We start from the raw sequence: 22,000 nt of genomic DNA, 5'->3' as shown, positions 1-22,000 counted from the left end.
CGCGTTGCGGGCCCATGTGGCCGTTGGGATCAGCGCGAGCTTTTCAGCAGGCGCAGGCCGTTGAAGACAACCAGCAGGCTGGCGCCCATGTCGGCAAAGACCGCCATCCACATCGAAGCGTTACCGAACACGGCCAGCACGAAGAACACCGCCTTGATGCCCAGCGCCAGGATGATGTTCTGCCAAAGGACAGCATAGGTTCGCTTGGACAACCGGATGGTTTCGGGCACCTTGCGCAGGTCGTCGTTCATGATGAGCACGTCCGCCGCTTCCTTGGCGGTGTCCGTGCCGGCACCACCCATCGAGAAGCCGACCGCGGCGGCGGCGAGGCTTGGTGAGTCGTTCACGCCGTCGCCGACCATGCCGACCCGCATGCCGGTGCCCAGGTCGGTCACGACCCTGAGCTTGTCCTGGGGGAGCAGATTGGCCTGGATGTCGTCGATGCCGACCTGTGCGCCGATGGCGCGCGCCGTCGAGGGGTTGTCGCCGGTCAACATGACCGACCGGATGCCCAAGGCCTTGAGGTCCGCGACCGCCTGCTTGCTCGTTTCTTTGGTGGTGTCGGCCACGGCAAAGAGCGCGAGGACACGGCCTTGGTCAGCCAGCAGAGAAACCGTGCGGCCTTGCACCTCGTGCTCTTCGAGTTTGGCCTCCAGCTCCGGCGAGCAGAGTCCGCTGTCGTGAATCCAGCGATGGTTGCCGAGGATGTAGGCATGGCCGTCGATAGCGCCATGCACGCCGAGGCCAAGCTCGGCACCGAAGTCGGCGACTTCGAGCGGCTCTACGGACAGGCCCGCTGCAACGGCCTTGGAAACCGGGTGGTCAGAGCGACCTGCCAGGCTGCGCGCGATGCGCAGGACTTGCTCTTCGGCCAGGTCGCCGGCCAGCACGGACTGCGCAACCAGCTTGGGCTTGCCTTCGGTGAGGGTGCCGGTCTTGTCGAGTGCGACGACCTTGAGCTTGCGCGCCTCTTCCAGATAGACGCCACCCTTGATGAGGATGCCCCGACGGGCTGCCGCAGCCAGGCCGCTGACCACGGTCACCGGGGTGGAGATAACCAGGGCGCATGGGCAGGCGATGACCAGCAGGACCAGCGCCTTGTAGATTGCGGTGAGCCATGGCCAGCCCATGAGGAACGGCGTGCCGACGGCGATGGCCAGCGCCAGCACGAACACCGCCGGCGTGTAGATGGCCGCGAACTTGTCGACGAAGCGCTGCGTCGGCGCGCGCTGACCCTGCGCTTCTTCCACGGCGTGGATGATTCGCGCCAGCACGGTGTCGCTGGCAGGCTTGGTGACCTCGAACTCCAGCGAGCCGCTCTGGTTGATGGTGCCGGCGAAGACGTCGTCACCTGGTGCCTTGTCGACAGGGATGCTCTCGCCCGTCACGGGCGCCTGGTCGACGGCACCCTGACCCGCAGTCACGCGCCCGTCCAGCGCGAACCGTTCACCGGGCTTTACGCGAGCGACAGCACCAACCGCGACGGTCTTGGCATCTACGCTCGCCCACTGGCCATTCGCCTGGCGGACCTCGACCTGCGGTGGCGACAGCGCGAGCAGGCCAGAGATGGCATTTCGAGCCCGCTCCACCGAGCGTGCTTCGATGAGTTCGGCCAGCGAATACAGGGCCATGACCATGGCCGCCTCTGGCCACTGCCCGATGGCGAAGGCGCCGATGACCGCGACGCTCATCAGCGCGTTGATGTTGAGCTTGCCGTGCAGCAGGGCCGTGAGGCCCTTCTGGAAGACGGACAACCCGGAGAGCGCGATGGCGATGGCGGCGACGGCCATGCCCGCAATCTGCCAGGCCGTCGAGTCGGGACCGACCAGGTGCAGAAGCTCAGCACCGAAGGCCACGACGAGGGCCGCAATCAGGCGCCAGAGCTCGACACGCTGCGACTTGGCTGTGTCATCCGCAGATGGGGGCGTCGACAGCACCTCCGTCTTGAAGCCGGCGGACTGGATGGCGCTTACGACCGCACCCCATTGGTCGGCCTGGGCATCCAGCGTCAGCATGCGGGCAGGCAGATCGAAACGCGGGCGCTTGATGGCAGGGAAGCCTTCGAGGACGCGGCGAATCTGGCCCTCCTCGACGGCGCAGTCCATGGCGGGGATGCGTAGCAGGAGGGCCCCGTCGGGCGCTTCGGCGACCGACGGGCTGGCCACGGGCGTCGAGCATGAGTCGTCGTCGCAGCATGCGGTGGCGGCCGGCTTTGGCGCGGCAACCTGCAAGGGAATCACCGTGCGGGGCTTCGGTGCGGGCGTCGAGCTGCAAGACGAGCTTGAACAGCAGTCGTGGCCGCCATCGGCGGCCGGCTCGGCGTCCTTGGACGGGTGAGGGAGATGGGTGTTCGGCATGGGCATTCCGGCGATATGAGCGGATTAGAAGACCTGTAGCCACTACAGAGTCAAGTCCCTACACTTCTGTTGGAACAGGCTTGGACCATCCCCATGAAGATTGGCGACTTATCGGCGGCTTCGTCGACCCCCATCGAGACCATCCGGTACTACGAGCGTGAGGGGTTGTTGCCGGCACCCGGACGAACGCAGGGAAATTTCCGGGTGTACGAGGCGCCGCACCTCGAACGTCTGCAGTTCATTCGGTACTGCCGGGGGCTCGACATGTCGCTGGACGAGGTCCGTGTTCTTCTGCGGTTCAAGGATGCGCCTGGCGAAGACTGCGGCGACGTCAACTCGCTGCTCGATGAGCACATCGGCCACGTATCCAAGCGCATCAAAGAACTGCGTCTGTTGGAAACGCAACTGCGGGGGCTGCGGCAGCGTTGTAGCGACGCTCACAAAACAGATCAGTGCGGCATCCTTTCTGGTCTACGCGAAGCTTCGCAGGAACTGCCGCCAGCCGAGTCGCCAAGCCAGCACTTACGCGCAGTGCACAAGCATTGACGCCGCGGCGTGCACGTACCGGCAGTCGCTTGATCGCGCCGGCCGACGCTATGCGCCGGCTTGTCCCCGCCAACTCGAAGCTCAGGCCTGCGGGCGCGGCCCGAACATGATGACCGCCATGCCCAACAAACACAGCCCCATGCCGAGCCAGTCCGTCGTCGTTGGCGTCACCCGGTCCACGCCCCACAGCCACAACATCGCCACGGCGATGTAGACGCCGCCATAGGCGGCATACACGCGGCCGGCAGCCGTTGGGTGCAGTGTCAGCAGCCAAGCAAACAGCGCGAGGCTCGCAGCGGCCGGTACAAGCAGCCAGATCGGTTTGCCCTGTTTCAGCCACAGATACGGCAGATAGCAGCCGACGATTTCGGCCAGCGCCGTGGCGGCGAACAGGCCCAGCGTTTTCAGCATTTCCATGGCTCCATTGTCGTGAGGCCGGTCCACCGAAAGTGCTTGCTCCTCAAGTAGCTTGAGGTTCTACCTTGCGGGCATCGCCTACTGCGAGGAGATTCCTCATGAAGTCCTGGAAGCTGGCCTTGGGCCTGGGTGCAGCCTGCGCTGCCTGTTGCACGATTCCCCTGCTCGGCGGCGCTGCGATTGCCGCGTCTGCTGCTGCGCTATGGGCTTGCGCCGATGAACTTCTGCCGCTCGCGCTGCTCTTGCCGGCCCTTTCGGTGCTGTGGGTCTGGCGGCGCAGACGAGTTGCCCGCCGTCAGGCTTGCGCCTGCACCACGGCCTGTGCGACGGGAGGCGACCATGCCTGCCGCTGAGTTCAATGGTGCCGCACCTCTTGCCTGCACGCTGCGCCCCGGTGACATGGCTGCGCGTCTGACCCGCATTCAACAACTCACGCGCAACCACCTGCGTTCCCACTGCCTTCAAGGCTCGACGCTGCGCCTCTTCTACGCCCCCAACGCCGCCCCCGAGCTAGCCGCCATCATCGTGCTGGAGCGCGAATGCTGTGCCTTCCTGACATTCCACTTGGCCGAGAGCCGCGATGCCGTGGAACTTCTCATCATTGGCCCGACGGACCAAGCCGATGATGCACAGTGGCTGTTCTCTCAGTTCCTCCCTGCAACACCCACCTTGCCACCCCCAGGACCGGGCGCTTGCGGCTGTGTCAAAGGCTAAGCTCGCTGGCATGACCACATCACCCGCCTTCTCCATCGGTGTGTTGGCCCGGCGGACCGGGTGCTCCGTTCCCACCATCCGCTACTACGAGACCATCGGCCTGCTACCCCCAGGGCCTCGCACGGAAGCCGGCAGGCGCGTCTACGACGAGGCGGCGGTGCGTCGACTGGGCTTCATCCGTCGCTGTCGCGACTTCGGCTTCGGCCTTGAGCAGGTGCGAGAACTCGTCGGCTTGATGGACGAACCGCAGCGTCCTTGTGTCGAAGTCCGCGAGGTCGCAGCACGCCACCTGGGACAGCTCCGAAGCAAGCTGGCCGAGTTGAAAGCTTTGGAGGGCGCCATGGCAGCCTTCGTCGGCAGTTGTGACACGGCCTGTGCGGGTGGTGCGGCAGTGGACTGCAACATCCTTGAAGACTTGGCCACGCCGATGGGAGAAGCCACGCTGCTGCACGCTCCCGCCTGTTGCGCCGCTAGTGCACCATGACGACAGCTTGGAACTTGAGGCCGGTGACCGCCTGTGACACAGAGCAAGTGACGGCTCATGGCTGCTACCGCAAGGAAGATGCTGAACGACGGCCTGGTTACGCGGCCTGGCTAGGCCCGCGCATCGAAGCCGGCCGATATGTCGGCTGGCTGGCAGTGCAAGGTGACGTCGTCGTCGGTGGTGCCGGCGCGGTGCTGCTGGACTGGGGGCCGACTCGTGCCAATCTCAGCGGCCAGATGGCCCGTATCGTCAATGTGTTCACCGCTGAAGCCTGGCGTGGTCAGGGTGTGGCCCGCGAGTTGCTGCAAGCAGTCATGCGGCAATGCGAGACACTTGAGGTGCGGGAATTCAACCTTGGCGCGACGCCTGACGGCCGCGCCTTGTACCGCTCGCTGGGCTTCGAGGACTACCCCGCAGAGATGCGCCGCCGCGTGGCGTGACGGCACGAACCAGAGCACAGCAGCCTTGCCGATGGCCTTGATGATCGCAGAGAACCCGCAGCGAATCCCGCTCAAGTCAGCGCGGCGAACTGACGCAACTCCTGCGGCGCTCCAGGTTCGCGCAGAGGCTTTTGCCACCACCCCACGTCGCGCCATGCGCCATGCTTGAAACCGACGTCCCGGTACACGCCGATGGCCTCGAATCCCATTGCTTCGTGCAGGCCGACGCTGCCCGCGTTGGGTAGCGCGATGCCTGCAAAGGCCTGGCAGTAGCCCAGATCGGCCAGCACCGCCAAGAGTCTGCCGTACAGCGCCCGGCCCACACCTCGGCCGCGCATGTCTTCACGCACGTACATCGTCACATCCACAGACCACTGGTAGGCGGCGCGCTCGCGGTGCTTACTGGCGTAGGCGTAGCCGCACACCGCGCCGGCTGCGTCCTCGGCGACCAGCCAGGGCAGGCTGGTGAGCGTTTTCTCGATGCGGGACCGCATCTCGGCTTCGTCCGGCGGTTCTGTCTCGAAGGAGATCGTTGTGTCGCGAACGACCGGGTCATAGATCGCAGCCACGGCTGCGGCATCGGCAGGCGAGGCAGTTCGGATGTTCATGTCGGCTCCTCCAATGTTGTCGATGTGCTTTCGTCTTGCATGCGCGACGGCACGCGGATGAGCATCAGCGCCGCCAGCGCACTCAGCGCCAGGCCGGCCGACACCCACAGCACGCGCGTGCCCAGCACCGCCAGCAGCAGCCCGAAGAGCCACGGCGCCAGCGCCTGCGCGAGCCGGGCCGGCAACATCAACATCCCTTGCCTGTGCCCGTAGCCCGTGGGGCCGAACAGCGCCAGCGGCAGCGTGCCCTTGGCGATGGTCAGGATGCCGTTGCCAGCGCCATGCAGCAGGGCGAAGGCGGCGGCCACCGGCCCGCCGAGCGCAAGCAGCAGCATCGCGCCAACCGGGTGCATCAGCGCCGCCACCCGCGCCGAGTACAGCGGGTGCAGCCGCCGTAGGAAGCCGAACTCCAGCAACCGCCCACCGACCTGTGCCGGGCCCACCAGCATGCCGATGGCGATGACGACGCCCGGCGCGGTGCCGGTGCCTGCCAACAGACCTGGCAGATGCGCCGCCATCGCCGTGCTGATGAACCATGTCACTGCGAACACCCAGGCGAGCGAGATGGCCACGCCGAGCGGCGGTTCGGCTGGCTCGCTCTTGACGTCGGTCGGCGTCTCGCCTGCCGCCGGCGCGGTGTACTCCGCGCGAGGCAGCCACGCATTCAGCGGCAAGCCGACCAGCAGGTGCAGAGCCGCCCACGTCCAGCATGCGCCGCGCCATCCCAGTCCATGCTCCAGCGCCGCCGTCAGCGGCCAGCCCACGGTGCTGGCGAAACCTGCGATCAACGTGATGCCCGTGATGGCCCCGCGCGCTTCATGCCCGTACAGCCGCACCAGCGACGCGAACGCCGCCTCGTAGAGGCCACTACCCATCGCCACGCCCAGCACCGCCCAGGCTACAAAAAGGCTGACGGGGCCGGTCGCAACTGCCAGCAGCCCAAGCCCCAGCGCGAAGATCGCGCTGGTCGTCATGAGCACCGGACGCCCACCCCATCGGTCGATGCGTCGGCCGCTATGCGGGCCGACTAGCGCCGACACAACCAGTGCCACCGAGAACGCCGCGAACACGGTCGGCTGGGACACGCCCAACTCACTCGCTATCGGCCGCACGAGCATGGCCGGCAGGTAGTAGGACGATGCCCAGGCCAAGGTCTGGGTCGTGCCTAACGAGGCGACGACGCGCGCGCGATGGGTCTGCATCGTCAACCGCAGCAGCGCTTCGGCGCCACAGCTTCGGGTGCGGGCTTCGGTGCGCAACTGCTCGGGCCGCAGCCGCGCTTCGGAGCCACCATAGCCTCCGGCGCCGATTCAACCGCCGGCCCACAGCAGCCCGTGGCCGAACCCTCAACCGTCAGGTTCGACGAGCAGACCCCGGTCTCCGGCAGTTCCAGCTCGACGCGATCCGCCGCCGCGAGGTCGCCCGCGATGGCCGCGACGACGGAGCGCGCCTGCTCAAAGCCGGTGGCCATCAGGAACGTCGGCGCGCGGCCGTAGCTCTTGACACCGAGCGTGTAGAAGCCCAGCTCCGGATGAGCCAGCTCGCGGTGGCCGTGCGGACGCACAGTGCCGCAGCTATGCAGGTTGGGGTCGATCAGCGGTCCCAGGGCTTCGTTGGATTCCAGCCAGGGGTCCAGCTTCAGGCGCAGCTCACTGGTGAGCGTGAGGTCGGGCCGCTGGCCCGTGGCGCAGATCACCTCGTCGATGCCATCCACCACGACAGCCTGCTGCTTGGCGTCAAGGCCGGTGAGGCGCAGTTGGCCACCGAAGCGCTCGATGCGCGTGACGCGCAGGCCGCTGAAGAACTCCAGCGTGCCGCCATCGCGCAGCCGCCGCAGCGACGCACCCAGCGCGCCCCGGGCCGGCAGCGCATCCGCATCGCCGCCGCCGAACACGCGCTGCAGGGCCGGCGATCGCACGGCCCAGGCAAGGCGCGTGGTGCTCGACTGCTTGGCCAGGTCAGCCAGGGCCAGCAGCGCGTTTGCGGCCGAGTGCCCGGCGCCGACCACCAGCGTACGCTTGCCCTCGTAGCGGCCGCGCAGCGCGCCGGCCACGTCGGGGATGCCGTAGAAGATGCGGTCGCGCGCGTCGGCCTCGCCGATGGCCTGCAGCCCGTTGGCGCCCACCGGGTTGGGCTGGTTCCAGGTGCCGGTTGCGTCGATGACGGCGCGGGCGCGCAGCTCGTGGACCTCGCCGTCCTGCTCGTAGCGCACCAGGAAGGCCGCCTTGTCGCGGCCGGCGCTCTTCACCTTGTCGAAGCCCTCGCGGCTCACCGCCAACACGCGGGCGCCCAGCTTGATGAAGGGCGCGACCTGGGCCAGTGCGGCGAACGGCTGCAGCACGCGCTCGACGACTTCGCCGGCACGCGGCAGTTCGGCTGCCGGCGGCATGGTCCAGCCGGTGGGCGCCAGCAGGCGGGCCATGGCGTGGTCCACGTCGTACTGCCAGGGTGAGAAGAGCTGGACGTGGCCGTAGTCGCGCAGGTTGGCGCCGACCTGTTTGCCGGCCTCTAGGGCGATGAAGGGCAGGCCTCGCTCGACAAGCTGGGCGACGGCAGCCAGCCCCACCGGGCCCGCGCCAAGCACTGCCACCGGCAGCGCGGCATCCACGACGGGCGCCTCACGCAGCGTCAGCGCCATCAACGCGGCGCAGGCCGGGCAGGCCCCCTGGAACTCGGCCGAGGCCTTCAGCGCCGCCGGCACGGCCTCGATCTTCATGCGCTTGAAGCCGTACTGCGCGAAGTATTCGGGTGCGGTGACGGTCAGGAGATACAGCGCCGCGATGTCGCGCGAGCGGGCCTCGTGCAGCAGGCGCTCGACGAGCAGCCGGCCGATGCCCTGCTTCTGCAGGCCGGGCGCAACGGCGACCGACCGCACCAGGGCGAGCGTGCCGTAGACCTCGGCGCCGGCGCAGCCGACGACCTCGCCGTTGCTGACGGCGAGCAGGTAGGTGGTCAGATGGGCCTGCGCGCCATCGGTCGGCAGCTTGTTGGCCAGCAGCAGGGCTTCGATGGCGGGCCAGTCGGAAGCGCCGGCCTGGCGAAGGGAGATGGCGTTGTTCAGCAGCATGGTTTGGAATCCCGTTCGGGCTCCTTCGGCTCTGGCGGCAGGCAGCACATCGCTGCCGGGTCTTCGCGCAAAGCCTTCAGGAGCGTCAGCAATGAGTTCTCGACGGCATCACGCTGGCGCGGGCTCAGTGAGGCCAGCAGCGCCTCGGCGTGGTCATCGAGGGTCTTGTTCAGCTCACGGACGGTGCGCTCGCCGTCGGCGGTGAGCGTGACGAGCCAGCTCCTTGCGTCGGACGGGTTCGGCTCCTTCGTCACCAAGCCACGGGCTGCCATGGCCTCCACGGCTCGCGACACCCAACTCTTCTCCAGGCTCACCCGCGTACCCAGCTCGGACAGCGGCAACGGTCCGGACCGACCCAGCTCGGTGAGCAGGTGGCACTGGGTGTTGGTCGTGCGGCAGCAGTCGGCCACGACGCGCTGGGCGCGGGTGTACATGCGGGCGACTTCGCGCAACAGGCTGCCTGGGCTGGACTCGGACATTTGGATGTGAATAGCAACTATCTGGGCGCATGTTGGAACTCGCCTTCTTGGTTGTCAATAGCAACTACCTGGGTCAAAGAAACGGGGCCGTAGCCCCGTGCCATCTGTGCTGGCTCAGATGGCGCGCTGATTTACGCGCTTGGACAGCTCGTCGGCGCTTTCTTTGCGTTCGCTGTAGCGGTCCACGAGGTAGGGCCCGAGGTCGCGCGTCAGCAACGTGAACTTGAACAGCTCCTCCATCACGTCCACCACGCGGTCGTAGAACGACGAGGGCTTCATGCGCCCGTCCTCGGTGAACTCGGCAAAGGCCTTGGCCACCGACGACTGGTTGGGGATGGTGAGCATCCGCATCCAGCGGCCCAGCACGCGCATCTGGTTCACCGCATTGAAGGATTGCGAGCCGCCGGAAACCTGCATGACGGCCAGCGTCTTGCCCTGCGTGGGCCGCACGGCGCCGGACGACAGCGGAATCCAGTCGATCTGCGACTTCATGATGCCGGTCATGGCGCCGTGCCGTTCGGGCGACGTCCAGACCATGCCTTCGGACCAGGCGGCCAATTCGCGCAGCTCCTGCACCTTGGGGTGGGTGTCGGGCGCGTCGTCGGGCAGCGGCAGACCGCTGGGGTTGAAGATGCGCACCTCTGCGCCCATGGCTTCCAGCAGACGCGCGGCCTCGAAGGTCAGCAGGCGGCTGTACGAGCGCTCACGCAGCGAGCCGTAGAGCATCAGGAAGCGCGGGCGGTGCTGCGACGGCGTGGGCGTCAGACGCTCCTGCGTCGGCACGTCGAACAGCTCAGTGCGCAGCGCGGGAAACGTGGCGTCAGGGAACAGAGGCTCAGACACGTTGGGCCTCCCCGGTCACCGCCGCCGAGGCTACAGCCGGCTGCGACAGCAGACCGTGCACGCCAACGGCCACCGCTGCGCCGATCAGTTCAGCCACCACGAAGCCCAGCGCGCTGTTGGGGGCGATGCCAGCGAAGCTGTCGCTGAACATGCGGCCGAACACGGCGGCCGGGTTGGCAAAGGACGTGGAAGCGGTGAACCAGTAGGCCGCGCCGATGTAGGCCGCGACCATCGCGGCCATGCGCGAGCCTGGAGCACGCAGGATGACCAGCAGCAGCCCGAAGGTCGCCACGCTCTCGGCGATCCACTGGCCGGTGCCGCTGCGCACCTTGGTCGAGAACTGCAGGATGCTCATGTCGAACATCGCGTGGGCCAGCCAGGCGCCGAGCATCGCGCCAATGAGTTGGACGGCGATGTAGGGCACCAGCGAAGCCACCGGCAGCTCGCCGCGCCAGGCCATGACGGCGCTGACGGCGGGGTTGAAGTGGGCACCGCTGACCGGGCCGAAGACCTCGATGAGGATGTACAGGCCGCCGACCGTCGCCAGCGTATTGGCCAGCAGCGCGATGGCGACGTTGCCGCCAGACAGGCGCTCGGCCATGACGCCGGAGCCGATGACGACGGCCAGCAGCAGCGCCGTGCCCAGGCCTTCGGCGAGGAGCTTGCGGGACAGGCTCATGCTCAGCTCTTGTAGATGTCGGCCAGCGCCTGCTGCAGCTCGGCCTTGCTCAGGTCTTCCAGCGGCAACTGAAGGAGCTGCAGCATGCGGTAGCCGATGGCCTGGCGGGTCAGCTCGAAGGCGCGGCGCTTGCCTTCGTCGCCGCCCTCGGCGTTGGACGGGTCGGGATAGCCCCAATGCACCTTGACGGGCTGGCCCTGGCCACCGAAGAACACCGGGCATTGCTCGGCGGCGGCGCTGTCGCAGACCGTGATGACGATGGACAGCGGCGGCGCGCCGTCCTGGCTGAACTGGTCCCAGCTCTTGCTGTAGTAGCCGCTGGTGTCCACCCCGGCGTTCTGCAGCGCCTCGACGGCGAACGGGTTGATGCGACCGCTGGGGGCGCTGCCGGCGCTGTGAGCCTGCACGTCCTTGCCGAGTTTCTTGGCCCAGTGGTTGAGCATGCCCTCGCTGAGGACGCTGCGAGCGGAGTTGTGCGTGCAGAGGATGAGAACGTGGGTCGTCATGGGAGGGCTCAGCGGGTGCCGATCTGTTGAATCTCGTGCTGGATGGCCAGGGGCTCCAGCTTGGTGATGGGCAGCGCTAGCAGCAGCTCGATGCGGCGCTTGAGGGTGATCGCCACGTCGAGGAAGGCCTGCAGCTTCGCTGCCTCGGTTCCTTCCACATGGCCGGGGTCGGGCACGCCCCAGTGGGCCGTCATGGGTTGGCCGGGCCACACAGGGCAGACCTCGCCCGCTGCCGAATCGCAGACGGTGAACACGAAATCCATGATGGGCGTACCGGCCACCGCGAACTCGTCCCAGCTCTTGCTGCGAAAGCCCTCGGTCGGGATGTGCAGCGAAGCCAGTGTCTGCAGGGCCACCGGGTTGACCGTGCCGTTGGGATGGCTGCCGGCCGAATAGGCCTTGAAGCGCCGTTCGCCCAGGCTGTTCATCAGGCCCTCGGCCATGATGGAACGGGCCGAGTTGCCGGTGCAGATGAAGAGGACGTTGAAGGTGTTGTCGAGCATGGTGGTCTCAGTCAGCAGCCGCAGGAAGCTGAACTGCTCTCAACGGCGCACGCTTCGCCCTGGCAGCAGTTCTGGGTCAGGTAGGCGAGCAGCTCGTTCATCTGCGCGTAGTGGGCACGGTAGATCAGGTTGCGGCTGGCTCGTTCCTGTGTGACGAGGCCGGCGTTGACCAGCTCCTTCAGGTGGAACGACAGCGTGGCGGGCGCGATGCCGAGCGCCTCCTGGATGGCACCTGGCGTCAGGCCGGCTTCACCGACCACCACCAGGGCGCGGAACACCTGCAGCCGCAACGGCTGGGCCAGCGCGGCGAGGCCTTTGATGACTTCGATTTCTTCCATTATTCCATTTTGGTGGAATCATGGAATCAATGCAAGCCTTTTCGTGGACTTCGGGCGACCGAGGTGCTCGACAACCGAAGGCAGGCTGTCGCGAGGGCATCTGCACAGCCTCGCCGACGCGGTGCGCCCGCTTGTACAGAGCGGCAAAGCAGCCGCGGGAAGCTCAGTCGTGCGTTCCGACCACGAACAATGCGGTTGGACCGATTTCCGAGACCAATGCTCGCGCTGCGGTGCTGCGTTCAGCCAGACCCGGCCAATGGTTTGCGCTCGGATCAAGCCAACCCAAATCCTGCCGCGACTCGCCCGAGGATGTCATCAAGCTTGGCATTGATCTTCAGCGTCTTCGGGTCAGGTGGGGCATCGGCCGGAAATTCCGCGAGGAAGCGCCGAAGCGCCTCTTCTACGCGACCCGCGACGGTGACGGTTGCCCCTTCGCTGAGCAACTGCGACAGGCGCAAGATGTCCAGGCCATGCTTCCTGATGCTGTCTGAATCGATTTGCGCGCCTTGGCGACGTCGATCTGTCATGTCGACCCAGGCCGCAGCCTTGAGGGGTATCAGCCGTGTCTCGTTCACCCACACAAGGCCGTCGCGCACCGTGCGATCGTCGAGGATGAAGGCGTAGAACTCATCGTCAAGAAGGATGGCCGAGAGGCTTGAGAGATCCTCGTCCAACGGAATCGGGGTCAGGTGTCCTTCCGCGATCGGCCGCAAGGCGTCGGGCGCTCTTGCGAAGAGCTCGATCATCACAGGGAAGGACGCGTCGCTCGGCTTGATGAAGCGATAGAAGCTGCGCTTTCCCGTTTCGCTGGCCTGCTGGATCTCGTAGCCTCCACTTTTGATGAAGTCCCAGAATGCCCGGCCGAAGTCTGCTGTCAGGGCCTCAACGATGAGCACGACATCGAGATCCTTCGTGGCCCTGAACTTGAGCCCTTGATCTTGCATCGTGAGCGTTGCCGCAGTGCCCCCGATCAGAACGTACTGATCAGTCCAGTCTGCAAACGCTTTCGTGAAGGCGTCCAGGCCCTTGATCATTGGATCTGTCCTTCAAGTTCCCGTACTGCCAGCCGCACCCGCTCGTCGACAGAGTCTTTCAAGCTTGCGACCAGTGACAGTGGGTCGACGAGGTGGCCGTCATCCAGGCCTGGGCTGTAGCTCCACAGCTGCACTTCAACGGCGCCAGGTTCCGGGCGAGTGAGGATGAGGCCTTCGTTTGTGTCCGACCAGTGGTCACGATGAATGGCGTAGGTTTGATGCTCAGGCTCGCCAAGCATGGTTCGCTTGGCAAGCGCCATCTCGCCGGCCTCGCGGGCGAACGGGCTGATGTCCGACGGAAGCATGTGGAGCCACCGGCGCCTCAGCACCGGGCTCTTGACGTATGGCTTTGCAGCCTCCCAGATGGCTGCTGTTGTGTCTTGCTTGAAGCGCAGATGTACAGCGCGTCCGATTTTCTCGACCTTGGCGAGGCCCAGCGCAACGAGCTCGTTGGCGGCGCGGGACCCAGTCATCTTGGTGTAGCCCAGTTTCTCCACGGTCGGAGCAACGTGCCAACTAGACCTGCGTTCATTGGTCGACATCCGATCGATCAGGTGACTGAACAGCAGCGCTTGAGTAGCAGCCACCATGTGCGTCATCGAGCCGATCTCGGCTTGGCGCCGGAAGTGCTCGCGGAAGTCGATGCCCAGGTCCGGCAGGTACAGCTGATTGCCTGGCACCACAAAGGGCACCTTCTGCTCAACAAGGCGTCGACGATCTGAAGCGTCGACGGCTGGCGCCACGTAGAGAGCGAGACTGCCCTGCGCCCGGATCTTTCGAATGCGCAGGGCGACCTCCATAGGCGTCAGAGATGCCTGCTCCTTGAGGATGGCGAGCGTCACCAATTCGCCGAACAATTCAATCTCCATGAGGTCGAAGCTGTCGATGACGAAAAATGGCAACCCTGGCCCCGAGCGAGGTTTCAGCGCGCTCAAGCGCTGGCCGAGCGCTTCGAGCAAATACGCCTGTGTCTGGTGTGCGAGTTCGATGACGCCCATGGTCCGCGCCTGAGAAACATGAATGCGCATCGTAACATCACAAATGTTATGGTGCAAAATCAAGTTACCAAAAGGTGCGGGGAGGGGGCAAATCAGCGGCTAGCGCCGGGGCCGTTTCGACAGCTTCTTGAGCTCATCCAGGATCAACTGGACCGGCATGCCGAGGAGTTGTCGGTCAGCCGGCCGCCCTCGCGAAGCAGTCATCTGTTCGCACAGGGTAGCCCGAGCGCGATCGAAGTAGCGAGCAACCGAAGCAGCTGGGCAGAGGTCGGACTGGACGGCCAGCCCAGCTACCAACGCTCGCGCTCTCGTTCCTACCGCGCCTGGCACCGTCGACAGGTCATCCCCAGACGGTAGCTCAAGCCGATGCGCCACCCAGCGAGCCAGCAAGGCGAGTGCGCCATCAATATCCTGCGTAGCGGAGGCCGCCACAAGGGCCGCTGCCGGCCCACCAACTTCGCGGGCCAAACCGAAGCTCGCACCCGCAGAACCAGTGGCGATGGCCAAGCCATGGTTCAGCTCCCACTCCCGAAGATCCGACCTCGATGGTCGGTGCCGTATCAACCGGCGCATTGCTTCACGCGCCTCGAATACGGTCCCGTCGAACACGCGGAGCAGCGTCCGAGACTCGAATCCGTAAGCACGCCGCAGTCCCAGCGTCGTGCGCAAGGACGAGTTCACGTAGACCAGAGGCTTTGAGCACTGGCCCGTCGTGACAGGTCGCCACGCCAGCATCCGTATCTCGTACTTCAGCTCGGCGTCAGTCCTGACCTGATGCGTGCGATATCGGTCCGCAAACACTGGCCCTCTCACCCCTTGAAGCTCCCGCACCCATCGGGCCACGATGGTGGCGACCTCTCGAGCCACCTCTCGCGGACTGTCGCCAGGCTCAACTCGCGACAAGACGTGTATCTCCGTGGCCGTCAGCAGGTAGTACAGCAACGCCCTGCCCCGCTGTTGATGGGCATCCAGCAGTCGATCCGTGATCATCTCGACGAGCTTCGGGCTCGACACCAGGTCACGCCCGACCGCTGCCTTCCAGCAGAGGTGCCAGGTGGTCGCGGGGCCTCGATCTGAAACGGAGTTCTCCATGACTCCATGACGTTTCAGCCGCCAAAAACCTCAGCGCCGAAAACACAGCACCACACCAAGTGTTCGGTTCAGCAGCCGGAAATCACCCGAACTCACCTCGCTCCGCGCAGGGATACCGAGCCAGCCACCATCGCATCGGTCACATGACCCGCGCGACATGTGGCGATCCGAGACCGGACAGAAGCGTCTGCGCCGTCCATTTGCTAGCGGAACAACCGAACGGATGCAGCGATGAACGGCTATGCCGCGACCGCGCCTTGACGTCCCCTACGCCCGGTCACCCGAGCTGGCGGATCGCCGAACGCCGCAACTCATCGGCATCTCAAGTTGCCGGGCCACGCGACCAGCCTCAATCTTCCGATCGCCGGATGGCCAAGCGCTGACGGCACTTCTGACCTCAACGCAACTTCAAGGAGATCGTGATGAACGAAGCACCGCAACTGGAGATCGTGGACCTGGGCGACGCCAAGGAAGAAACCAAGGGTCAGCCCGACCTGCCGCGGGTTGAAGACAACCAGGTCGGGATCTACAAGCAGTTCTGATCCCCCGGCAGCAGAAACGGCGTGCGGCGACAAGCTGCACGCCTAGCAGGATCACCATGCCAACGACAACACCGATTCAGCCGGAATATCGCCTTGCCGATCATGTGCGCGCGTGCCACGTCGACGGACAGGTGATCCTGCTCGACCTCCAAAGAGACAAGTACATCGGCGCGGGTGGCCCCCTCATGGCCGCCCTGTCCGCAAGGATCGCCGGCTGGCCCGCCAAAGATCTCGACCAAGTCGAACCCGCGAGCAACGGGGTTGATCACTGGATTGGCCATCTGCGCGATCAGGCCCTGCTGGTTCCAGCGTCGTTGCCAGCACCCGCCCACGAAGCGCTCGCATCGCCGCGCAACAGCCTGTCCCACGGTGAGCATGTGCCATCGCCGGGCGTCCCGTGGCGCAGGTTCCTCGGCCTTGCCTATGCAGCGCTCCTCACAACGCACTGGCTCAAGCGACACAGCATGGCCACCATCGCTTGCAGCGTACGCGCTCTGCGTCCTGCGAGGGGGATGAAGACCGATGACGAGCAGGTAGGCGCGCTGAGAAGAGCCAGCGCCTGGTACCTGCGCATGCGCCCCGTGGTCATCACCTCGCACGACAAGTGCCTGCACGACTCTCTGACGCTGCTGCGTTTCCTGGCCGCAGAGAAGCTGTATGCCAGCTGGGTCGTCGGCGTGAGGACTCGACCCTTCGCCGCGCACTCTTGGGTGCAGTCAGGCGACCTTGTACTCAACGACACCCACGAGTACGTGCGGGGCTTCACGCCCATCCTGGTCGTGTGATCAGCGATGTTTCGCTACATCGCATTCAGTTGGGCACCCGCCAACGAAAGCCAGAACGCACTGGCCAGAAGGCTCACGGGAACCTTGATCGACGGAGGATGGCATCGCGCCTTCTCGTCGTCCGGATTCAGCGTCTACATGGTGGGTCACACAAGAGGCATCAACGGCGTCTACACGCTGCCATCTCACGCCGGCGTCGTGCTCGGACGGCTGTTTCGTCGAGCAGATCCTTCGCCCGCCCCCGGCGAGGACGTTGAACTGACCGATCAGGAAGGCGATGAGATCGTCCGGTCTGAGGGCCGCGCGTTGGTCGAGCAGTTCTGGGGGCGCTGGGTAGCTTTCATGCCTTCGTGGGCCGGCGAAGGCCGCGTGCTGCGCGATCCCACCGGAACCCTGCCATGCTTCCACCTCGAGCTCGACGGCTTGTCGATCGCGTTCTCATGGCTGGAGGATGTCTCTGCACTGCTGGAGCTACCGCCACCAGAGGTCAACTGGGATGCGATCGCAGCGGTCCTTGTGTACGGACGGCTCGGCGCACAAGAAACGGCGCTCAAGGGTGTAACGAACGTACTGCCTGGCGAGCTGACTTCCATGACGTCGCTACAGCGTGCGGCGACTCCCCTCTGGCGCGCCGTCGACATCGCACGTCATCCGATCGAACCGGAGCCCGCCCTGGCTGCCGAGTTGCTAAAGGAAGCAACGACCCAGAGCGTGCTCTCTTGGCTGTCCTGCTATGGAGACGTCGTGCTGCGACTGTCGGGCGGCGTGGACTCAGCCATCATCCTCGGCAGCTTCTACTGCGGGCCGCCCACGGCAGGCATTACCTGCCTCAACTACTTCTCGCCCGGTTCAGACAGCGATGAGCGAGCCTATGCACGGCTCGCCGCCACCCGCGTCGGGTGCACCTTGGTGGAACGACATCGTGACGTCGACTTCCACCTCGACCAGGTCGCAGACCCAGCCCTCACCCCAGTCCCGGGAAGCCACATCGGCCGGCTGGGGTCGGACCGCATGGACGCCGAGGTCACCAACGCTGCAGGCGCATCGGCGCTATTCACGGGCGCTGGCGGCGATCAGCTGTTTGAGGAGGTGCGGTGCACCTGGCCAGCCGCCGACTACCTCCAACTGCGGGGGCTCGATCGAGGCTTTCTAGGGGCAACGCTGGATGCTGCACGACTGGGTCATGTGTCCTTCTGGCAGACCCTGCGGGAGGCTTTCCAGTACCGCTTCACCAAGCGGAGCGCGCTGACCAACGCAGGACAGTACCTGGCGCTGATGCCTTCCGACATCGTCGCGAACGCACTCGGACAAGCCTCACGCTTTGTCCATCCCGGCCTGATGGAGGGATCAGATCTACCCATCGGGAAGCTGATGCAGCTGCGCGCGCTGATCTGCCCCTTCGACTACTACAACCCCTACGCTCCAGCGGCATCGCCGGAGCTCGTCCATCCGCTGATGTCGCAGCCCCTGCTTGAGCTCAGTCTGCGGCTGCCAGTCCCCCTCACCCAGGGACGGGGGTTGTGGGGGGAGCGCGGTGGGACGACCGACGCACAGGCTGCCCCTCGGGCGCCGAAGCGCCGCAGCCGATGTGCCGGCTCGGCTGGCGCAGCGGTTGCAGCGAAGTCGCCCGCATTGCCCGAGTAGCGGCGACTCCGCGAACGGCGTGACACCAAGCGCAGCGACTGGCGCGATGGTCGAGCCGCTGCGAGCAGGTCCGGCATTCGCGGCCCGGCTCCGGGCATGGCGGGTGCGAGGGGTGGCGATCTGGCCGGTCGCGCGCGAAGCGCAGCCGATCAAGTCCGGCCAGTTCGCCAAGTGGGCCTGTTCACGCACAGCGTGAAGGAAATTGGCTCGCGAGCCCCTCGCACGGGCGGGCCGCCCCATCCAATCCACGCGTGCGCAGCACGCCATGCGAAGGGCTCTCGCGGTGGTGCCGAGCAGGCCCGGCGCAACCCGCGCCGAGGTGTCGCCGCGCAGCCATATCATCCGCGCGGACACAACGCCCAGTACCCGGAGGATCTATGCGCAGATGGCAAGCTGTACTGGGAGCATCGCTCGCCAGTCTGACCTTGTGCGGCCACGCCGCCGAACTCGGCGTCGCCTCGTTCAACATCGCATGGGCGGGCACGGAAGCGGACTTCAGCGAACACATCCGCGTCTGCACGACCCCGGCCGTGAACTGGTGTGACACGCGCGCCAGGATCCCCAGAGGTGCGACAGCACCCACTCCGGAAGAGGACGCGCGCGCCAAGCAGTGCCAGGCCGACTTCGACGCGGCATCCGGTGGGGCTGCCAAGGCAATGCTCGTCGCGCCGTGCAATGCCTACCGGCTCACCGCATCAAAGTGGAAGAAGGGGCCGCCTTCGGTTCACACTGAAAAGCTTGAAGGCCTGCGCAACACCGTGAACGGGCTCATTCGCGACCAGGGCATCGATGTGATCGCCTTCCAGGAGGTGCGATCCGAGGCAGCCATCAAGGACATCCTCGGCAGCCACGCGGCCGACTTCGACGCATGCGTCGCACCCCACACGGCGTTCCAGACCGTCGGATTCGCATGGCGCCGGTCCGTCTCCTCCAAGCCTGGCGCGTGCAAGCCGGAGCCGGGCCTTGCGATCAAGGAAGACCCCAAAGCCGCCGCTTCCTTGCGCTACCTGCGTCCCGGCCTCGCGCTCTCGCTGACGATCGGCAAGGAGACGGTCACGTTGATGAACGTGCACCTCAAGTCCGGTTGCGCCAACCTCATCGACAGTCCGGCCTTCAAGGGGAATGAACTGACGGACGACCGCGCGGCCTGTCAGGTGCTCAACCGCCAGGTCGCACCGCTGGAAAACTGGGTCGACAGCGTGGCCACCGCGTCTCCGCTGTTCGTGCTTCTCGGTGACTTCAACCGGCGTGTGGACGAGGAGGCCGCACAGAAGCTGGCAGCAACGGACGTTCGCAAGGACCACACCGATCCCGCATCGCCGAACCGGACCGGACCTGATGGCGAAGTCACCTCCCGCTTCCTCTGGCAGGAGCTGTCGGATGGTCGACCATCGGCCCTGTTTCAGGTGCCACTGGCCGAGTCACCCGACTGCAAGGGCTTCGTGGGTCTGGACCACATCCTGATCAGCGAGGCATTGAAGTCTCGGCAGACTGCTCCCCTCTCCTCGAAGAAGCTCAAGATCGACCAGAAGGACGCGCAGGTGATCCTGACCAGCGACCACTGCCCTCGAGTCACCAGACTCACGCTCTGACATCCTGAGGAGAGCACCAGGCATTGGCATCCGGTCGGCCAAGCGACGTCGTCACCGCCACAGCTCGCGGGCCTTGGTCTTGTCGCGGCCCGGCAACGGGCGTGGCGGGTGGGCGGGGAGCGGTCAGGAGCCCAGGCGCAGCCGCAGGCCTGCCTGTCCGCCGAGCGGCTCGTTCACGCACAGCGTGAAGGAAGCAAGCCGCGGTCCCCGGTCACGGGAGGGCCGCGATATCGCAGCCGACAGGACCACCCTCCCCATGCAGCCAGCTCTGTTGCAAGGAGATGCGGGCAGCCGGCCTTACGTCTGGGAACCCGGCTGCCCGCAGCTGCACAGATCACGCTGCAGCGTGCCAGCCCTCCTCGTACGCTTCGATCAACGCGTCGCGAACACTCCACACGCTGCAATCCCTGAAGTCCAGCCTGTCGGAGTTCCGGGCATGAAGCACCAGGAAGCCGAGTTGCTTGCGAGCGATCAAAGCGACCGTCTCCTCCATCATGTCGATGACCGTCGGGGGCAAGTCGACCCGGCGCGGCGCATCAATCGCGGCGGGCGCCGCAGCGGCAGGCATGCACGCGGACGTCTCCGCCCTCGCCTCGAGCCTGGCCTCCTCCTCCGACTCGCGCAGTCGGGCCATCAGGTAGCGTCCCTCGACATTCGGATCGAGCGCATGGCTTGCGATGGCCGCCAGCACCTCGTCGTCCAAGGTGGACACGAGGGGATGGCGTCGCAGTTGCTCGATCCGAGCGGCCAGCGCCCAGTCCGGCCGGTCCAGACGGGCCATGCCGGTGGCATCCATACGCGCGAATCCCAGCATGAAGTCGTGAAGCTGCAGCCGAAGCTCGGCCACCACATCGGATGACAACGGGTTCATGGCCATCCCCCTCAAGCCGCGGCTGCCAGCGACACGGCATCCACGCCGAGCGTGTGCAGCATGAGTTGCCGCATGCGAGCCAGGCGGGCGTTGGCAACCGACTGCATGCGCGCCTCCAGCTCGCAGCCCAGGCCGCGGCGCCCGGTCAGTCGCGCGGCCACCAGCGTGGACGCGCTGCCGGCGAAAGGGTCCAGCACCACGCCGCCCACCGGACAGAAGCTCTCGATCAGCGGCATCAGCACCTGCACGGGCTTCTGCGTCGGGTGGAACTGGTTCGTGCTGTAGACCCAGTCGATCACGTCGCCGAGCAGGTACTCCGGCGGCCGCGGCGAGCCCTTGGCCAGCACGAACGCCGATTCGTGCTGATAGCGCACCAGGCCGCTGGACGAGGTGTAGCGCTTCGGGAAAGTGAGATGCCCGCTCAGGCGGAAGCCGACGGCGCGCCAGGCGGACACGAACTCATCCACCTTCGTCCAGCCATAGAAGCTCACGCAGACGCTGTCGCGCTTGAGCAGCCGGTGCACCTCGGCGAAGGCCGGCTTCAACCAGTCACCCACCCGGTCGCCGGCCAGCGAGCGGCCCGACCGGTCACGGTAGTTGACGAGATAGGGTGGGTCGGTGAGGCAGAAGTCCACCGAGTCACCAGGCAGGCCGGCGAGCGCGGTTCGGCAATCACCGAGAAGCACGGTGTCAACGGGAAAGGATGGATGCACGGAAAGCATGGCGTCGCTCCGAAGAACTGGCGACGGGCTCTGGGAGACCCGCCCTGCCCCGATGCCAGGTGGTGGGACAGCGCATGCCCGGAGCTGCCGCAGGCGTTGGATGGGGCGCCAAGGTGACCGTGGAATAAACAGCGCCTGCCTAGGGGCCCGGCCCGGACGGCTTGCCGCCTGGCCCCGACCCTCGGACAGGCGCGGCTTTATGCCGCGAAAGCACCTTGCGAAGCGCCGGGGACAGGCCACCGGCCTGACGCGTCCGCAGGACGCCCCGGAGGGGGCGCGCAGCGCACCCACGCGCTGAACGCGGACAGCGCCGGCGGAAGATCCGGGCATGCGCTCCATCCCGTCGGTCGATCAATCCGAGGCGCCGCAGCCCGGAGGGCACAAGGTTCACGAGCTGCAGGCTCGTCACGCTTCCGCGCAGCGGTTCGAAGTTCAGCGGCCCGGCTCCGGGCGTGGCGGGTGCGAGGGTGGCGATCTGGCCTATACGCGCGAAGCGCAGCCGATCAGAAACGGTCAGTTCGCCAGGCGGGCCCGTTCACGCGCAGCGTGAAGGAGACTGGCCAGCCACTCCCGAGCACGGGCGGGCCGAGCTTCCAACCGCTGCGTGCGCAGCACGCCGAGCTTGCGTAGAGCGGGCGGTTCTGGGTAAGCAGCCAGCGAACACATGTTGACCGCTGCAGAGCGTTCGGTCAGATGGCTGGCACCCAGTGATGAGGCAGCAACTCGTCGATTGCGCAGG

25 protein-coding genes are annotated in these 22,000 nt (G+C 66.1%); 9 read left to right on the top strand and 16 right to left on the bottom strand.

Features of this window, described 5'->3' with window-relative positions; translation table 11 throughout:
* Positions 1 to 29: 29 nt before the first annotated feature.
* Positions 30 to 2,105, bottom strand: coding sequence for a heavy metal translocating P-type ATPase (locus tag J2X21_RS25060; protein WP_310333014.1), 2,076 nt, complete (start codon positions 2,103 to 2,105; stop codon positions 30 to 32).
* A 345-nt stretch (positions 2,106 to 2,450) separates the two neighbouring features.
* Here J2X21_RS25060 and cadR point away from each other — a divergent pair, with 345 nt between their 5' ends.
* Positions 2,451 to 2,903, top strand: coding sequence for a Cd(II)/Pb(II)-responsive transcriptional regulator (cadR, locus tag J2X21_RS25055; RefSeq protein ID WP_310332871.1), 453 nt, complete (start codon positions 2,451 to 2,453; stop codon positions 2,901 to 2,903).
* 81 nt (positions 2,904 to 2,984) lie between these two features.
* Here the strand turns inward: cadR and J2X21_RS25050 are convergent, their stop codons facing one another.
* Positions 2,985 to 3,320, bottom strand: coding sequence for a YnfA family protein (locus J2X21_RS25050; RefSeq protein WP_310332870.1), 336 nt, complete (start codon positions 3,318 to 3,320; stop codon positions 2,985 to 2,987).
* A 98-nt stretch (positions 3,321 to 3,418) separates the two neighbouring features.
* Here J2X21_RS25050 and J2X21_RS25045 point away from each other — a divergent pair, with 98 nt between their 5' ends.
* From J2X21_RS25045 to J2X21_RS25030, 4 genes are read left to right on the top strand one after another with little or no spacing between them, the layout of a single operon-like run.
* Positions 3,419 to 3,673: a hypothetical protein gene (locus J2X21_RS25045; protein WP_310332869.1), complete on the top strand. Its 255-nt coding sequence runs from the start codon at positions 3,419 to 3,421 to the stop codon at positions 3,671 to 3,673.
* Positions 3,660 to 4,034 carry a hypothetical protein gene (locus tag J2X21_RS25040; protein WP_310332868.1) on the top strand — a complete coding sequence of 125 codons (375 nt, stop codon included), beginning with the start codon at positions 3,660 to 3,662 and terminating at the stop codon, positions 4,032 to 4,034. Before J2X21_RS25045 ends, J2X21_RS25040 begins: the two co-directional genes overlap by 14 nt.
* A 10-nt stretch (positions 4,035 to 4,044) precedes the next feature.
* The gene (locus J2X21_RS25035; protein ID WP_310332867.1) at positions 4,045 to 4,518 is read left to right on the top strand and encodes a MerR family transcriptional regulator; all 474 of its coding nucleotides are present in this window, start codon (positions 4,045 to 4,047) and stop codon (positions 4,516 to 4,518) included.
* Positions 4,515 to 4,958 (top strand): GNAT family N-acetyltransferase, encoded by a 444-nt coding sequence (locus J2X21_RS25030; RefSeq protein WP_310332866.1) that lies wholly within the window; start codon positions 4,515 to 4,517, stop codon positions 4,956 to 4,958. Before J2X21_RS25035 ends, J2X21_RS25030 begins: the two co-directional genes overlap by 4 nt.
* Before the next feature lie 71 nt (positions 4,959 to 5,029).
* Here the strand turns inward: J2X21_RS25030 and J2X21_RS25025 are convergent, their stop codons facing one another.
* From J2X21_RS25025 to J2X21_RS24975, 11 genes are all read right to left on the bottom strand, one after another.
* On the bottom strand, positions 5,030 to 5,566 hold the full coding sequence (locus J2X21_RS25025) for an arsinothricin resistance N-acetyltransferase ArsN1 family B (RefSeq protein WP_310332865.1): 537 nt from the start codon (positions 5,564 to 5,566) through the stop codon (positions 5,030 to 5,032).
* A complete protein-coding gene (locus J2X21_RS25020; protein WP_310333013.1) occupies positions 5,563 to 6,768 on the bottom strand; it encodes an MFS transporter in 1,206 nt (401 codons plus the stop codon). The genes J2X21_RS25025 and J2X21_RS25020 overlap by 4 nt, the downstream gene beginning before the upstream one ends.
* A 2-nt stretch (positions 6,769 to 6,770) precedes the next feature.
* Positions 6,771 to 8,633, bottom strand: coding sequence for an arsenic resistance N-acetyltransferase ArsN2 (gene arsN2, locus J2X21_RS25015; protein ID WP_310332864.1), 1,863 nt, complete (start codon positions 8,631 to 8,633; stop codon positions 6,771 to 6,773).
* Positions 8,624 to 9,112, bottom strand: a complete 489-nt coding sequence (locus J2X21_RS25010) for a MarR family winged helix-turn-helix transcriptional regulator (protein ID WP_310332863.1) — start codon at positions 9,110 to 9,112, stop codon at positions 8,624 to 8,626. Before J2X21_RS25010 ends, arsN2 begins: the two co-directional genes overlap by 10 nt.
* A gap of 114 nt (positions 9,113 to 9,226) precedes the next feature.
* The gene (gene arsH / locus J2X21_RS25005) at positions 9,227 to 9,955 is read right to left on the bottom strand and encodes an arsenical resistance protein ArsH (protein ID WP_310332862.1); all 729 of its coding nucleotides are present in this window, start codon (positions 9,953 to 9,955) and stop codon (positions 9,227 to 9,229) included.
* A complete protein-coding gene (locus J2X21_RS25000; RefSeq protein ID WP_310332861.1) occupies positions 9,948 to 10,634 on the bottom strand; it encodes an aquaporin in 687 nt (228 codons plus the stop codon). Before J2X21_RS25000 ends, arsH begins: the two co-directional genes overlap by 8 nt.
* Positions 10,635 to 10,636: 2 nt before the next feature.
* Positions 10,637 to 11,140: an arsenate reductase ArsC gene (locus J2X21_RS24995; RefSeq protein WP_310332860.1), complete on the bottom strand. Its 504-nt coding sequence runs from the start codon at positions 11,138 to 11,140 to the stop codon at positions 10,637 to 10,639.
* Between the two features lie 8 nt (positions 11,141 to 11,148).
* Positions 11,149 to 11,643 (bottom strand): arsenate reductase ArsC, encoded by a 495-nt coding sequence (locus J2X21_RS24990; protein ID WP_310332859.1) that lies wholly within the window; start codon positions 11,641 to 11,643, stop codon positions 11,149 to 11,151.
* Between the two features lie 11 nt (positions 11,644 to 11,654).
* Complete coding sequence (locus tag J2X21_RS24985; RefSeq protein WP_310332858.1) at positions 11,655 to 11,981, bottom strand: ArsR/SmtB family transcription factor; 327 nt, start codon at positions 11,979 to 11,981, stop codon at positions 11,655 to 11,657.
* Between the two features lie 272 nt (positions 11,982 to 12,253).
* Positions 12,254 to 13,015, bottom strand: a complete 762-nt coding sequence (locus J2X21_RS24980) for a hypothetical protein (protein ID WP_310332857.1) — start codon at positions 13,013 to 13,015, stop codon at positions 12,254 to 12,256.
* Positions 13,012 to 14,013 carry a hypothetical protein gene (locus tag J2X21_RS24975; RefSeq protein WP_310332856.1) on the bottom strand — a complete coding sequence of 334 codons (1,002 nt, stop codon included), beginning with the start codon at positions 14,011 to 14,013 and terminating at the stop codon, positions 13,012 to 13,014. Before J2X21_RS24975 ends, J2X21_RS24980 begins: the two co-directional genes overlap by 4 nt.
* A 1,514-nt stretch (positions 14,014 to 15,527) precedes the next feature.
* Here J2X21_RS24975 and J2X21_RS24970 point away from each other — a divergent pair.
* From J2X21_RS24970 to J2X21_RS24955, 4 genes are all read left to right on the top strand, one after another.
* Positions 15,528 to 15,647 carry a rubrivinodin family lasso peptide gene (locus tag J2X21_RS24970; RefSeq protein ID WP_310332855.1) on the top strand — a complete coding sequence of 40 codons (120 nt, stop codon included), beginning with the start codon at positions 15,528 to 15,530 and terminating at the stop codon, positions 15,645 to 15,647.
* Positions 15,648 to 15,703: 56 nt separating this feature from the next.
* The gene (locus J2X21_RS24965; protein WP_310332854.1) at positions 15,704 to 16,432 is read left to right on the top strand and encodes a lasso peptide biosynthesis B2 protein; all 729 of its coding nucleotides are present in this window, start codon (positions 15,704 to 15,706) and stop codon (positions 16,430 to 16,432) included.
* Positions 16,433 to 16,438: 6 nt separating this feature from the next.
* Positions 16,439 to 18,076, top strand: coding sequence for an asparagine synthase-related protein (locus J2X21_RS24960; protein ID WP_310332853.1), 1,638 nt, complete (start codon positions 16,439 to 16,441; stop codon positions 18,074 to 18,076).
* 377 nt (positions 18,077 to 18,453) lie between these two features.
* Positions 18,454 to 19,668, top strand: a complete 1,215-nt coding sequence (locus J2X21_RS24955) for an endonuclease/exonuclease/phosphatase family protein (protein ID WP_310332852.1) — start codon at positions 18,454 to 18,456, stop codon at positions 19,666 to 19,668.
* Between the two features lie 334 nt (positions 19,669 to 20,002).
* Here the strand turns inward: J2X21_RS24955 and J2X21_RS24950 are convergent, their stop codons facing one another.
* From J2X21_RS24950 to J2X21_RS24940, 3 genes are all read right to left on the bottom strand, one after another.
* Positions 20,003 to 20,539, bottom strand: coding sequence for a DUF6900 domain-containing protein (locus J2X21_RS24950; RefSeq protein WP_310332851.1), 537 nt, complete (start codon positions 20,537 to 20,539; stop codon positions 20,003 to 20,005).
* An 11-nt stretch (positions 20,540 to 20,550) separates the two neighbouring features.
* Positions 20,551 to 21,225: a DNA methyltransferase gene (locus J2X21_RS24945; protein WP_405048810.1), complete on the bottom strand. Its 675-nt coding sequence runs from the start codon at positions 21,223 to 21,225 to the stop codon at positions 20,551 to 20,553.
* 549 nt (positions 21,226 to 21,774) lie between these two features.
* Positions 21,775 to 22,000: hypothetical protein (locus J2X21_RS24940; RefSeq protein ID WP_310332849.1), on the bottom strand; the 226-nt coding region annotated here is incomplete at its 5' end.

The organism is Roseateles asaccharophilus (assembly GCF_031458115.1).
GTDB classification, from domain to species: domain Bacteria; phylum Pseudomonadota; class Gammaproteobacteria; order Burkholderiales; family Burkholderiaceae_C; genus Pelomonas; species Pelomonas asaccharophilus_A.
Note: the sequence above shows the minus strand (reverse complement) of the source record. Positions and strands in the feature narration are given on the sequence as shown.